General features: G+C 65.2%; 14 protein-coding genes. 6 read left to right on the top strand and 8 right to left on the bottom strand.

The features are described from left to right. Nucleotides 1-30 precede the first annotated feature (30 nt). Complete coding sequence (locus tag EPD65_RS14685) at nt 31-816, bottom strand: hypothetical protein (protein WP_131585454.1); 786 nt, start codon at nt 814-816, stop codon at nt 31-33. Nucleotides 817-926: 110 nt separating this feature from the next. On the opposite strand from EPD65_RS14685, the gene EPD65_RS16360 reads away from it, so the two are divergent. Then, nucleotides 927-1,064, top strand: a complete 138-nt coding sequence (locus EPD65_RS16360) for a hypothetical protein (RefSeq protein ID WP_165873022.1) — start codon at nt 927-929, stop codon at nt 1,062-1,064. 65 nt (nt 1,065-1,129) lie between these two features. On the opposite strand, the gene EPD65_RS14680 is transcribed toward EPD65_RS16360, so the two are convergent. From EPD65_RS14680 to EPD65_RS14670, 3 genes are all read right to left on the bottom strand, one after another. After that, nucleotides 1,130-1,960 (bottom strand): HNH endonuclease, encoded by an 831-nt coding sequence (locus EPD65_RS14680; RefSeq protein ID WP_131585452.1) that lies wholly within the window; start codon nt 1,958-1,960, stop codon nt 1,130-1,132. After that, the gene (locus EPD65_RS14675; protein ID WP_131585449.1) at nt 1,957-3,492 is read right to left on the bottom strand and encodes an AAA family ATPase; all 1,536 of its coding nucleotides are present in this window, start codon (nt 3,490-3,492) and stop codon (nt 1,957-1,959) included. The genes EPD65_RS14680 and EPD65_RS14675 overlap by 4 nt, the downstream gene beginning before the upstream one ends. Nucleotides 3,493-3,604: 112 nt before the next feature. After that, the gene (locus EPD65_RS14670) at nt 3,605-4,075 is read right to left on the bottom strand and encodes a very short patch repair endonuclease (RefSeq protein WP_131585446.1); all 471 of its coding nucleotides are present in this window, start codon (nt 4,073-4,075) and stop codon (nt 3,605-3,607) included. Between the two features lie 29 nt (nt 4,076-4,104). Here EPD65_RS14670 and EPD65_RS14665 point away from each other — a divergent pair, with 29 nt between their 5' ends. Further along, complete coding sequence (locus EPD65_RS14665; RefSeq protein WP_131585443.1) at nt 4,105-4,500, top strand: hypothetical protein; 396 nt, start codon at nt 4,105-4,107, stop codon at nt 4,498-4,500. A 75-nt stretch (nt 4,501-4,575) separates the two neighbouring features. Then, nucleotides 4,576-5,679, top strand: coding sequence for a hypothetical protein (locus EPD65_RS14660; RefSeq protein WP_131585440.1), 1,104 nt, complete (start codon nt 4,576-4,578; stop codon nt 5,677-5,679). A 3-nt stretch (nt 5,680-5,682) separates the two neighbouring features. Here the strand turns inward: EPD65_RS14660 and EPD65_RS14655 are convergent, their stop codons facing one another. From EPD65_RS14655 to EPD65_RS14640, 4 genes are all read right to left on the bottom strand, one after another. Beyond that, nucleotides 5,683-7,134, bottom strand: coding sequence for a hypothetical protein (locus EPD65_RS14655; RefSeq protein ID WP_131585438.1), 1,452 nt, complete (start codon nt 7,132-7,134; stop codon nt 5,683-5,685). 53 nt (nt 7,135-7,187) lie between these two features. After that, entirely contained in the window at nt 7,188-8,723 is a 1,536-nt protein-coding gene (locus EPD65_RS14650) for a DNA cytosine methyltransferase (protein ID WP_131585434.1), read from the bottom strand. 73 nt (nt 8,724-8,796) lie between these two features. Further along, nucleotides 8,797-9,012: a hypothetical protein gene (locus tag EPD65_RS14645; protein ID WP_131585431.1), complete on the bottom strand. Its 216-nt coding sequence runs from the start codon at nt 9,010-9,012 to the stop codon at nt 8,797-8,799. Nucleotide 9,013: 1 nt separating this feature from the next. After that, complete coding sequence (locus EPD65_RS14640; protein WP_131585428.1) at nt 9,014-9,391, bottom strand: hypothetical protein; 378 nt, start codon at nt 9,389-9,391, stop codon at nt 9,014-9,016. Nucleotides 9,392-9,490: 99 nt separating this feature from the next. Here EPD65_RS14640 and EPD65_RS14635 point away from each other — a divergent pair, with 99 nt between their 5' ends. From EPD65_RS14635 to EPD65_RS14625, 3 genes are all read left to right on the top strand, one after another. Beyond that, on the top strand, nt 9,491-11,017 hold the full coding sequence (locus tag EPD65_RS14635; RefSeq protein ID WP_131585426.1) for a site-specific integrase: 1,527 nt from the start codon (nt 9,491-9,493) through the stop codon (nt 11,015-11,017). Continuing rightward, nucleotides 11,017-12,228, top strand: a complete 1,212-nt coding sequence (locus tag EPD65_RS14630; RefSeq protein WP_131585424.1) for a site-specific integrase — start codon at nt 11,017-11,019, stop codon at nt 12,226-12,228. Before EPD65_RS14635 ends, EPD65_RS14630 begins: the two co-directional genes overlap by 1 nt. Nucleotides 12,229-12,315: 87 nt before the next feature. Then, nucleotides 12,316-13,275: a DUF4268 domain-containing protein gene (locus tag EPD65_RS14625; protein ID WP_131585422.1), complete on the top strand. Its 960-nt coding sequence runs from the start codon at nt 12,316-12,318 to the stop codon at nt 13,273-13,275. Nucleotides 13,276-13,297: the final 22 nt, after the last annotated feature.

Genomic DNA, 13,297 nt, shown 5'->3' with positions numbered 1-13,297 from the left:
TCCGGAGTCCGGAGGGGCGCTTCGTGCAGGTCAGGGCTGGCGGGCCTTGCCGGCAGTCGTCGAGGCCTTGGCGGACGGCGACGCCTTCGCCGAGGTCTTCGCCGTCGGCGTCGCCGACTCGGTGACCTTCGGCTTCGCCGTCTTCGTGATGACCACCGCGGGCGGGCGCGTCAGCTCGAACGCCGTGTCCGTCGGCTCGCCGCCGAGGGTCGCGGCGATCACGTGATAGGTGCCGGGCTGTGCCCAGGCGGTGCTGCGCGAGCAGGCAGCGTCGGAGCGGTGCCCGTTCCAGATGAACGTCGCGGCGGCGGGCTTGGCAGCCCGCACGACCAGGTCCTGCGTCGGCAGGACCGAGCACTGCTGGCTGGACCAGATGCTGTCGGCGCCCGACTCGATCTTCACGACGACGGACTCGGGCGAGAACGTGAAGGTGCACGCCTCCTCCGAGGTGCCGACCGCCAGGATCATGCCGACGCGACCGTCGTTGGCACGCTGACCACCGACCGGCGTGACCGTGACCTTGTCGGGGTCGCACGGACCAGTGGGGTCGGCGAGCGGAAGGCCCTTCCCACCGAGCGCCTCGTCGGTCGCCGTCGTGGTGACCGACGAGCTCGCGCTCGGGTCGGTGGTCTGTGACGTCTCCGAGCCGACGAGGCCGACAGAGCCCTCTGCGTGCGGAGTGTCCTGCCCGTCGCTGCCGCCCGTGAGCAGCTTGCCCACGACGAGGACCAGCAGGAGCGCGACACCGATCACGATGCCGCGACGCACCCAGTAGACGCGGGCGGGAAGCGGACCCCGGGGTGCCATGCTGCTCATGCGGAAACGGTAACCAGCGGGACGCATGGTTTTGATGAGGCCACGCGGGCCGCAGGAGATCCGAGGCCGCGACACGCCGCACAACCCGCGCGTCGTAGGCTCGCGGCGCCATGAACGACCTCACCCGCCGCGTCCTGTCCTGGTACGCCGAGCACCAGCGCGACCTGCCCTGGCGGCGTCCCGGGACGACGGCGTGGTCCGTCATGGTCGCCCCTTTTAGAGCCGCGCCCGGGGTGTGTCAGGTCTAGGAGTGTCACGACAGTGTCTATGCCGCAGGCCGCGGCATAGACACCCACGCGCGGCACTGGGCTCCTCACGCAAAGGGGTCCGCGTGGTAGTCCGCCGAGTCAGCCAGCGCGCGATAAAGGGCCGTCTGCCAGCAGTTCCGCTCCCGGGCCGCCCACGACACAGCCCGGTCGCGCAGTTCGTCGGCGACTGCGGCAGGCCCGGCCGCGACCACGAGAACTCGAAACTGATGGAGGACGCCAGCGAGTTCGTTCGCGGCGAGCGCCGCGTAATCCGGACCGAGCCGCAGACGCTCGAAATGATGCGTCACACGTGAGGCGTCTAGGGCTGACATCCCCGGGGCAGGCCTCGCCGCGAAGGTCACCGCGCAACCCGCCTCTGTCCGCACCACGTCGGCGCAGAGCCACGTGACGTCACTGAAGTCATCGAAGTAGGGATGAAGGAGTTCCTGAACTCGATCTGCGGGGTGGTGGCTTGCTTTGACTGAGTTGCAGTCGCGGCACGCGGCTACAAGATTGGACGGATTCACCGCAAGCGCACCGTGCCGTTCCTTCGGCAGGTAGTGGTCCAGGGTCGCTGGCGGTCGATGACCGCAGAATGGGCAGCGCCCACCAGCCTCCAACTTCAGACGGTCGTAGGTGGGACGACCTGCACTCCCGAGCCGCGCGAATCGCGTGTTGTAGTGAGTGGCCATCTCGCCGTTCTTCACCCCCGAGAGAGTGAAGTCGGGTTCGCACGACAGTGCCTGCTGGGCGGCGTTCGAGTAGCGGATGTCGTTCTCCGCAATCTCAATCATCGAAGCGCGCATGCGGCTGAGCAGGTTGCCTGACTTCATCCGACCCAGCGTCTGCTCAAAGACATCAACCGCGTCGAAGTCCGGGACGCCCAGATACCTCACTGGATACCTCGACTGCGTACGGCCAAGTAGGCACGGGCAAGCGCGGACGCTTCGCTGCCGAGTTGCCGCTCAAAGTCGTCGAGGACTCCACCGAAGTCCTCATTGCGCTCGATGGACTCGCGAAGCATCCGGAAGAAGCCCGTTTCCAACACTTCTAACCCAAACACCTCGCGCGTCAGCGTGCCGACGTTCTCGCCGAAGGTCTCGATTGTGGGGCGGTCAACGGTCGACTCATACCCCGACCGTTCCAACTTGAGGACACAGTTCGATGGCACCTCTTGAAGCACGACTGGCGAATGCGTTGCTAGGACTGCAACGCCATTTCGATCCATCAGCAGGTCCGACAACGCCCTCACGAATGCAGAGAGAAGTGGTGGATGCAAGTGGGCTTCGGGCTCATCAAGAAGGACGAGCGTTCGCTCTTCGACTCGCTCGACCAGGCGGGTCGTCATCAGAAGGACGATGCCATGCCCTGAACTCAGCCGCCTAAAGAGACGAACCATCTCGTCGCGGACACTTTGGGGCGCATCGCCGCGCGACCCCCACTTGTCGGGCAGGACTCGCAGCCCCGCTGCGGCAAAGTTGGGGTCGCCCTCCAGGGTGTGGATGGCGCGGATCCACCGATCCCTCCTGCTGTCCTGCATGCAGGCCCGAAACGACTCGACGAACTCGGCTCCGAGATCCTCGTGTGACTTTGTCCTCGGTTCTCCAGGAACCAGGAGTCCAACGTACGTGTACTTGATCTCCGCTCGCGCCGACACTTCGACCGGGACCGGAACGAACGGATCGAACGCGCTGAAGGAGACCGAAACCACGTTTGCGATGTCAGTCGCCGTGACTGCGTTCCGTTCATCACCAACCCGGAACACACCAACGTCCTCCGTGTCGTTGGCCTGGCGGGTGATCGCGGCTGCCATGCCTTTGAGCACTCTGGTCTTGCCGGAACCATTGCGCCCGACGATGACGTGAACATTGGTCGGAGGATTCGCCTGAACTGTGACTTCGAAGTCCAGGCTGGTGACCTGTGCCGCTTCTTCAACGGGCATGTCGTAACTGAACTTGTAGGGGGTCAGGGGAGGAAGTCCCAAAGCAAGCCGCCGAAATCGGCCCACCACGGCGGCCGACGAAACTGACCGCAGCAGTGACGTTTGGACGACGTCCTCGCGTCGCGCCCCGTCGAACAGAGCGTTGTCGAACGCCATGTCACGCAGACCGACCAAGATCTCTTCGCCCGCGGTGCCGGGCAGCGCCCGAAGATTCGAGTAGTACTCGTCATCCTGGCCGACGGAGACGAACGTCGGCCCGAGCGCATCGAACCGGTCCGGCAGATCTGGTGAACGCTGCGACTCTGGCCAGCCAATGCCGCCAATCTTGACTGGACCAACTGCTTGCTTCGTCCCGTTCTGTGCGACGTAGACCGCATCAAACGTGGTCGTGAAGCCGAAGTCGTTCCAGCGATCGGTACAAAGGTAGAGGGTCCCGGGCATGGCATCGGCCGGTGGATATCTCATCTGAACGACCCGGAACTTCACGCTGTCAGCCTAGGATCCATCCCCCGCCCACAGGGCGTGATCACGGGATCGGGTGGCAATTCGGGCGCCGCTCACGCACACGAGCCCTGTTTGGTCCACTGGTGCCCGCCAACTACGCACGCCGCTCGGGCACAGCGGAGAGGATGCGCTGCGCGACGGCGCTCGGTACCTCGTGCTCCCAAGCACGAATCACAGTCCACCCGGCGTCCACAAGCAGGCGATCCGTCTCGGCGTCTCGCTCACGATTTCGTGCGATCTTCGGCGACCAGTAGTCGGCGTTTGATTTCGCCACCGTCCCGTGCTTAGGGCAGCCATGCCAGTAGCAGCCGTCGATGAAGACCGCCACCTTTGCACCTCGGAAGACCAGGTCGGCCCGCCGGTTCAGGTCAGAGAGCGGTCGCGTATCGACCCGGTACCGCAGCCCGGCGGCGTGAACCAGCCTGCGGACCGCCATCTCTGGCGAGGTGTCGCGTCGCCGATTGGCCTGCATGACGGCGCGCGATGCTGGGCTCGACGCCCACGACTCGTACGGCTTGGTCACATCGTCGAGGATGCCACCGTCAGTCCGCGCAACCTGCTGCATGTGTCGGGCGATCGTGATCGGATCAGCACATGGACGAGTGCGTGCATGGGATGAACCCGGAGTGGTGCGGTACGTGCCTCAAGATCGATGACTCCGGAACCGGCCAGAGCGGCTCCTACGGCTGGCATGGCGGGGAGACAAAGCAGGACGTCCTGAACGACCTTTGCGACATCCTCGGGATCAAACGCCTGGCGACTTCCAACGGGAGCAGTCTGCCCACCGAGGTGTTCCAAGAGGCCGCAAGCCAGGTCGGCGTTGCAGGTGGAGCGATGCCCGAGGTGACGGAGCGAATCATCCGCAAGGCGGGCATGCCGTACTCCGCTGACTACGACTCGCGCGCTACCAAGTCAGGCGGCGGCTCAACAGTCACGCTCGACGGAATGCAGGCGCTGCGGAAGGCTCTCCGTGCTCTCCTCGGGGCTTAGGCGCGTCACCGTGGCACGCACTATTCCGCCGCGATCTAATCGGAACATGCTTGCTCTCTGCATCGGTCCAGTCGCATGAGCGCACAGTCGACGGCTACGGAGCGTCGCAGGATCGCCATCAGCGCGCTCGCACGAGAACTGGACGGCAGCAACCCGGCGTCTTCTGCCGCAAGGCTTTCGGAGATGCTCGATACACCCCGGCAGATGATCGTCAGCGCAGACATCGATGGGCTGGTCTCCGCGGCGATGCTCGCCTCAGTCGCGCCTTCATGGAACGTCGTGGGCCTCGTCGCGTCATCCTCGAAATGGCTGCTGCACCCGTCCGTCTCGAACGAACCACCTGCGGGCCTGGTGGCCGTTGATCTCTTCTCGCTGAACCACGACTCAATCAGCAACCACGTCGTGAAGTATGGAGCGAAGCGGCCAATGCTCCTGAACCTCCGTGCGGAATGGCAGGCCTGGGACGCGGCGGTCGCCGTAGCAGCGCAGAAGCGGCTCTTCGCGGTGCCGTCAATCTGGGCAGGGACCCAAGGCTGCTACGACGACGCCGCCAAGGCGGACTCCTCGAAGTGGAAGTATCCGCTCGGGACGGCTCAGATCCTGCTCGCGCTCCTGGAGGCGGCAGACAGGCCGCCGAAGTTCTTCGACCGCCATTACCTGCCATGGCTGGTCGCAAATTGCGATGGCGGCGTCTCGACCTACACCAAGTACGCCGCGAACGCTCGCGTCTGGTGGGCGGTGATGGCAGGAGCCGTTGGGCCCGCGAGCCTCACCGAACAGGTCTTCCGGCTAGTAGATGGGATGCGGCCTCACGACTTCCTCGACACTGTGAATGCCCTTGATCGCGAGCGCCAGGCGAGCGGCCTCGACCCGTGGCTGAACGACGATTGGAACCTGGCGAACTCCCAAGCAACCACCATCGAACGGTGCCTGCGCTGGCTGGCTGACCTGACGGGATGGCGCGACCCTCTCCTTGGCGGCATCGACTCGTTCGCCGGATGGGTCGAGAAGCCGGTGAAGGCCTCCGGCGCGGTGTACATCGGCGGCGCGAACGTCACAACCAAGTCCACGGAGGCTGCCGCTGTCGCGTCGCTCCAAGGCGCCCGCAGTGCACTGAATGCGAACTTCTATCACGGTGGCTTCTCTGGCAGCCGCTTCAACTGGATCGGCGGCTGGTAGCGCTCACGCCTTCGGTGGCCTGCTCGGGAACTCGTATCGGACCAAGTGGAGGCTCGTACCAGCAGCCTTGCTGGAGAGGGTGTACTTCGGGCGACGGGCAGCGCCAGGCTCGCCCGCGACCCTCGGTGCCTGGGGACCCTGCTTGAACCCGGTGACATGTCCCGCCGCGACCGCTGAGTTCAGAGCCAACGTGTCGGCGAACCAGAACGCATCGACATGGAGCGGCTCGAAGGCAGCCTTTCGCATCCGTGAGCGGCCGGAGTTGGACGGAGCCGCAGCCTTCCCCTTGAGGGCGTCCTGCCATGCCTTGAAGGCTCCGTCAGTGTCGGTGATCGCGCGGCCGCCGACCATCAGGAAGCCGAGACCCTGATCGGCGATGCACTCGTCCATCGACTGGGCGTCATTGAGCGGAGACCCGCCCCTACCCTTCGTGGTCTCGCCGGTCAGTGGGTCGAACCACGTCTCCGTGTGGGACTTGAGATCCCAGACGTAGTTAAGGGAGTAGTCGAATGGTTCCGGACCGTACTTCGTCTTCGGTGGGTTCCGGTTGGGGGCGAAGCGCCGACCGAGGATCGTGCGTGCCTGGAACTCCCAGTAGAAGCCGGGCCATTCCATCTGGTTCTGCTGTCCGGTCTGGTTGTCTGCGAGCCACTTCACCGAACGACGACCGTCCCAGTGAACGCGCTCGGATCCATCGGCGAACCTCTTCAGGCTGAACCCGTCGACGAGGGCGGCCGCGAGTGCGCGCCCCTCTTCCTCGGGTGTGCCGAAGAGCAGCGCGCGGTCGCCGCCGAGCCTTCCGAGGTGTCGCTCGGCGCCAGCGAGGATGACATTCAGGCCAGTCAGCGTGATCGTGCCCTGCGTAGAAACGCAGATGTCTGACCAAGGCGCGTTGAACTCTCGCGCCAATGCCTCCGCCGTACCGTGCTTGGTGGTGATCGGGATTCCAAGGCGCATCCCGTCAACCAGGTTCACGAGCACACGCTTGTGCTCCTTGCCGCCCGGGCCGAGTCGCTCCGCGCCGGAGCCCGTCAGCATGGAGATTCGGTTGACCGCCTCGATCTTTGAACGAGCAGGCTCGAACAAGGCCCACTCGGGCCCGTCCAGAAGCGCGGGACGCATCTCGGCGAGGCGCCGGAGCGACCCCTCCGCGTAGGCGTCGGCCGCGCCCTCAAGCAGTGCGTTGAGGCCGTCCAGGGTGATCTTGTGGCGGTCGAGATAGCGCGCTGTGTCCCAGTCGACGTGAAGCGCCTCGGCGAGGGCAGCGCCCATTACGTCGCTGGTCACGCCTGTCTCGATGTCCAGCCCAAGGGCGTCCCGCAGGGCAACGACGGCGCGCTTCTCTCCGCGGGTGCCTACATCGGAAGCGCCCGTCAGCGAGAAGATGCGTTCGATCGCTTCGCCAGCAGTGGCGGCGGGCAGGAAGAACGGTCGATCAACGGAGGCAGCGCACACCCACCGAGACTATGCCCCGCGGACAGCGCCCCATCGGAGAACTCGCGACACGGTCAGGATCGTGAAGGCTTGTGCTTCGAGAGGCGCTCGACGACCTTTGCCGGGGTCGCGTCCTTCGCCGCGTCAACGATCCGCTGACCGATGCCGTCCGGATCGGCTACGAGCAACGCCTCGTCACGCAGGACGTGTTCACGGAAGACATGCTGAACCGCGCCGACGGCGACGCCGTTACCCATCTGCTTGTACGTCGCGGCGGCGGGCTGATCAGGGAACGCAAAGGTGTCCGGCAGGCCCTGAAGGCGAGCGGTCTCGCGAGGCGAGAGACGGCGCTCGCGCGGACCGACGATGGAGGTCTGGGTGATCGCCACCAGTGCGGGGAGATAGGTCGGGCGCTTTGCGCGGATGCCGGAGGGCCGGAAGTGCATGACCGTGTCCCACAGACACTTGGCATCTTGGGCCTGCCACTCCAACTTTCGACGCGACGTCGGGAAGAGGTCGGTGTAGACACCCCACTGCCATGCCCACGGCAGGATGTCGCGCCAGTGAGCCTCGAACGCGTCGTAGTTCCGTCGCAGATGCGATTGCTTCCATGCTGGAAGGTGAGCCGGGATGTGGGGACGCGTGACCTTATTTGGTGCCTTGAACCCGTTGAGCGACCCGGGCTCGTAGCGGCCTTCGTCGTTGCGCTTTGGCAGGGGGGCCCGGCGCATTGAGGCCGCTGCCTCAGGGAAGTCGAGCCAGCAATCGGCCCAGTAGGGGAATCCCTTCAGCGGCTCACCGGTCCGCTCGCGCATCAGTGTTGTGAAGGCGTCCCACGCGTCGATCCACAGCGTTTCGCCCGCGGTCAGGTCACAGCCAGGGATCGCGTGGGAGTCGTCAAGCAGGCCGCCGTCCAACAGGTTCCAGCCGCCGTCCTTCGAACCTGGGTCGAACAGCGGCGCATTGCTGGTTGCGGACTTAGGGAAGCGGTCATTCATCGTGGCGACCGGCTTCGGCCCCTCGATCTCGAAGTCGACCTTGCCGTTCGGGAGGAACGGCACGGTGTGAGGCGCGTAGGTCGCCGTGATGAAGACACGTTCGCGTACCTGCGGCGTGCCACCGAGGTGCTCAGGCAGAAGGTGGGGCGAGAAGACAGCCGGGCGGGCGGAGACGTTGTAGCCCTCTTCGCGAAGCGTCTGGATGATCACGTCCCACTCGTGGGTGTGGCGCGGTCCGATGAGGTTTCGAACGTTCTCCAGAAGAACGACCTTCGGGTGGTGAGCCTTGATGATCGAGGCGATATTGAAGAAGAGCGTTCCGCGCGCCTCGTCCATGCCGCGCTGAGCGCCGGACTTCGAGAATGGCTGGCAAGGAAAGCCCGCACAGAGGACATCGTGAGCCGGGACGTTCATGATCCCGACTTCGTCGTCTGCGTCGAGAGTGATGTCACCGTGAGCCGGATGGCCCCAGTTCGCCTCGTAGACGTTCGCAGCCTTCTTGTCGATCTCGACGGCATAGACGCACTCGCCGCCGAATGCCTTCATGACGGCATGAAAGCCGCCGATGCCCGCGAAGAGGTCAATGAAGCGAAACGCGGGCTGCTGCGGCATGGCCGAATCGTAGGCAGAGACCACCGACAGAATAGGCATCCGCGCCGGGTCGTGACCGGAGTGACGCATGGGATCACGACTCCCGTCGAGCGAAGCGTCGCCTGTGGTCTTGGTCAGCGATCTCGGCATCGCGGGCGATCTGACGCTCGGAGTAGTTCTCGACCGCAGTTTCGTCCTCGCCGAGACTGACGCTGGTCTCAGCCGTGTCAACGTCGTAGGCCACGGTCCCGTCATCGTGGATGGTCACGATGACGGGAAGTCCGACGACGTACTGGCGGGGTGCGGGCATCTCAGATACTCCTCTCGAACGACGCTGCGTGGGGCAATACGTTCCGTGTGAGTTGGGCGAAAGCGTTGGCGGCATCGACGCGACGGTCGAAGCCGTGCGGAATCGGCATGCCGCGGCGGCGGTAGTCGCCGTCATGCCACTCGTCCTGGGTGTAGCGAGCGACGTACCAGCGGTCGTCGTGGGTCGCGACGACGAATTCCTCAGAGCCATCATCAGCCGGAACGCGCCAGACCAGTGCCATGCAGTAGCCGCCGGTGTTCTCGATCTCAGCACCCACTCCCCGGCGTTCAAGGTCGCGTGAGAGGGCGATGAGGCCCTGCCGGTCGGCGGCATCGAGGTCGCGCTGACGGCGGATGCGTGCGGAGAGATCTTGATCCATGGCCTCCAGGTGTGCGGCAGGCCGTCGACGGCTCCCCGTCGTCGCGTTGCAGATCCGCAAAATCGATCCAAGAGCGACTAATGATCGTTAGATCACCTGGTGACCCCGACCTACGCACAGTGGCCTCCGCACGACCGACGCCCCCGACGAGTCCTTCCGCGCGCAACCGGGGACGACTCAGGGGCAAGTTCGCTGGCGGTTCGACTTCGCGAGGCCCGGTTCAATGCCTTCCTGGGTGGGGAGAGCGCTGGGGTCCAAAGCGAACTCGATGCGCTCATCTCGAAGACGGCCAAGTTGTTCTCGGAGTCCATCACTGAGGAGACGCGGAAGGACTACACGCGGCGTTGGCGAAAGTTCGAGACGTGGTGCGAACAGAAGGGCTTCGCGCCGCTCAACTCGCCTGTGGAGGTGGTCATGATGTTCCTTGCCGACCACGTTGGCTCCGAGGGGGCCGCACTCGGCACGCTCCGCTCCTACATGGCTGCGATCAACAGGATTCATGTCGAGGCCGGGCTGATGCCTCCGGGCGATGACCCGCAGATGACGCTCTTCCTTCGCTCGATGCGGAAGGTCGTCAAGCCTCGTGACCCTCAGGCGGAGATCTCCGCCTTGAAGATCGGGCCACTGCGCGAGGTCTGCCGCTACCTCGACTCCATTGGCCCGGATCCCGTCGAGGTTCGGGACCGGGCGCTATTCGCACTGCACCGCGCTGGCGCTGGCGACGGGGAGATCTCTCGGCTCTGCTGGGAGGACGTTCGGCTCACAGAGAAGCGAGCGACCGTCCATCTGCGGTCAGTACGAGCCGACAGGTCCGACCGGACGATCCGCATCGACGCCCACAGCGACCCGCAGATCTGTGGTGTTCGAGCCCTCCGGTCCTGGCGAGAGGTCGGCGGCACGTCGGTCCAGTGGGTCATCACAGCGACCGGGAAAGCGGGAGCACGCGACGATCGGGCGTGGACGTCGCGGGACGTATTCCGAATCAGGAAGTCACGCCTTGATTCCCTCGGCCGATTTGGTCAGCGGGTACCGGTCGACGCTGCGATGGCTCTCCTCGGATCGGCTCGCCCCGACGTGCTCCGCGACAAGGCGCTGATTTTGACGGGCTTCGCAGGAGCATTCCGGAGGCCCGATGTCCTCGGCTTCCGGTGGTCTGACCTGACTGTGGTCGACTCGGGCATGGTGTTGCGCCTGCGGAGGTCGAAGACCGACCGCGTCGGAGACGGCGTGGACGTCGGAATCCCGCGTGGGGTCTCGCCTACGACCGACCCAGTCGCTGCGCTGCTTGCGTGGCGAGACCGCATGGTGCGGCAAGTGGGGCCGGAGGTGATGGAGTACGGCTACTGCTTTCCGAAGGTCGGTCGTGCTGGCCGAATCGGTATCGAGCCGCTCACCACGACCGCGCTGTCGGTTCTTGTCCGCGAGCGAATGGCACAAGCAGGCATCGAGGGCCGTTGGTCCGGCCGTTCGCTTCGCCGCGGCTTCATCAGCACAGCGGCCGACCTCGGCATGAGACTGGAAGACATCGCGAAGGGCTCGCGCCATGCCACGCTCGACTCGCTCGTCCTCTACATCGCCAACGACGACCCGTGGCGCCGCAACCCGGCTTCGCAGGTAGGGCTGTGATGCCAGATCTCGTTGCTCCAGAGCGCGCCGCCCGCGCCCGGCCTGAGGTCGCCGCCTACCTCGCATTCCTTCGACGCTTCGAACTCGACGACAGCGCCGAGGCTGTCGTCCTGTACCTAGCAGCCCTCGACGGAAGGGACCTGAAGGGGCGCGCAATCCGCGAGCGCCTCCAACTGATCGACCTGGATCGGCGCCTTCGCGGACTGGCACCGTGGCATCAAGACCCCGACGTGAAGACTTTCCTCCGTGGGCTCTTCTCGTCGAAGCCCGTCGGGGAGAAGCACAGCCACTACGACCCGCTCTACCTTGAACTGGTTCACGCGATGGTCGATGCCTGCCGGACTCCGACTGAGGATGGGCGGCGCGCGCTGGCGGGCATGCTCCTGCGCGATGGCGCCGGGTTGAGCGTCTCGGCGCTGTCCCGCCTGCGGTGGTCAGACGTCTGGGTCGGGCGCGACCGCGTCGAGATCAACGTGACCACGAAGGTGGGCCGGGGTCCTGCCAGAACCGTGACGCACCAACTGAACGCGCGCCGCGGCACAACCGACTGTCCTGTGGCCGCGATCCGCACACTCCGCCCGCTGGGCGGTGGCGAGTTCGTATTCGGGATCGACGGTAGGCAGTTCGACGTCAACAAGTTGAGCCGCATGCTCACCCAGCCCGAACCCACCGCGCCCATGGCGAACCAGGTCCGCGACGCAGCCCTGCTCCTCATTGGCTACGCCGCCTGCTTGAGAACCAACGAGGCCAAGGTCCTTCGCCAGAGCGATGTTGAGCGGCACGACAAGGGCATGGTCCTGACCATCGCTGGCCGATCGCGGCTCACGTTCATACCTTCAGCACCGGATCCGGCCTACGACCCATGGACGGCTTGGGACCGGTGGCTCGGGCTACTCGAACAGCGCGGACTCCGTGCCCCGGACGGCCATGCGTTCATGCCGAGCACCGGATCGGTCATCTTCGACAAACCGCTTCACGAGTCTGGTCTCAACAAGATCGTGCACGACTGGTCGGATGAGGCTGGGTTGTCCGGTCGCCATGTCTGGACCTCCTTGCGTACAGGCATGATGCGGACCGCGGTGCGCAATGAGGCTCGCTCCTACTCCATCGCCGCCCACGCAGACCTGGTCTCCCTTGCTTCGGTGGCGCGCCACGAGAGGCGCGAAAACCTGCTCGGCGATGGGAACGTCGCAGGACGCCTCGGGCTGTGAGGCGCTAGGCCGAGTCAGCGATGGCCGAGAGGTCGGGAAGTTCGTAGACACCCCCAACCGTCGGCGGGTGCCACTAACGTCCGATTCATGACCACATCACTCGGACGTCTTGCTGTCGTTCCTGCCCGCGAGGTCTGGCCTCACGAAGCGCTGGACTTCACACCGTGGCTTCTTCGGAACGTCGACGTGCTGTCGGATCTACTGGGCATGGATCTGGTCCTGGAGGCTGCCGAGCACCCAGTCGGCGGATTCAGCCTCGACCTGATCGGCCGAGACGAGGCGACCGGCGAGGTGGTCATCGTCGAGAACCAATTGGAGACCTCCGACCACACTCACCTGGGCCAGATCATCACCTACGCCGCAGGAACGGATCCGACCACGATCGTCTGGGTTGCGACCGGCTTCCGCGAGGAGCATCGCGCAGCCATCGACTGGCTGAACCAGCGCACGGACGAGAACACTCGTGTCTTTGGGGTAGTCATCCACGTTGTGCGGATCGGGGACTCGGAGCCCGCGCCGAACTTCGAACTGGTGGCGCAGCCGAACGACTGGAACAAGACCGTGAAGGCCGCGACCCGCCAGTCGGGTGAGACCTCCGAGCGAGAAGCGACGTATCGCGAGTTCTGGAACTTCGTCTTGCCTCGGATGCGGGCACAGCATCCATCGTGGACCCGACGGAACACGTCGAAGCAGTCGTTCTGCGACACCATTTTCGGGGTCCCAGGCATCGTCGGCTCGATGGTCTGGACGCGTGAAGGACTCGTGTCGCAGATCTACTTCCTGGCGACCGATCCGGCGCTCGCGACGGCGCGGTTCGAGGCGCTCTACGAACGCCGGGCCGCCTTCGAAGCAGCCTTGGGCGCGGCACCCGCCTGGGAGCCCATGGAGGGGAAGAAGGCGACGCGCATCGCCATGCTCTCGCCCTACACCGACGTCAACGACCGTGAGCGCTGGCCTGAGATCGCCGACTGGTTGATCGACTCTCAGGCGCGCCTTCGGCAGGCGTTCGCCGCGGTTGGTGGCGTAGATGGAGTGGTCGCGGAGTAGACCCGTCTGCTTACCCGGCAGC

This window comes from Nocardioides jejuensis (assembly GCF_004337475.1).
GTDB classification, from domain to species: Bacteria; Actinomycetota; Actinomycetes; order Propionibacteriales; family Nocardioidaceae; genus Nocardioides; species Nocardioides jejuensis.
Note: the sequence above shows the minus strand (reverse complement) of the source record. Positions and strands in the feature narration are given on the sequence as shown.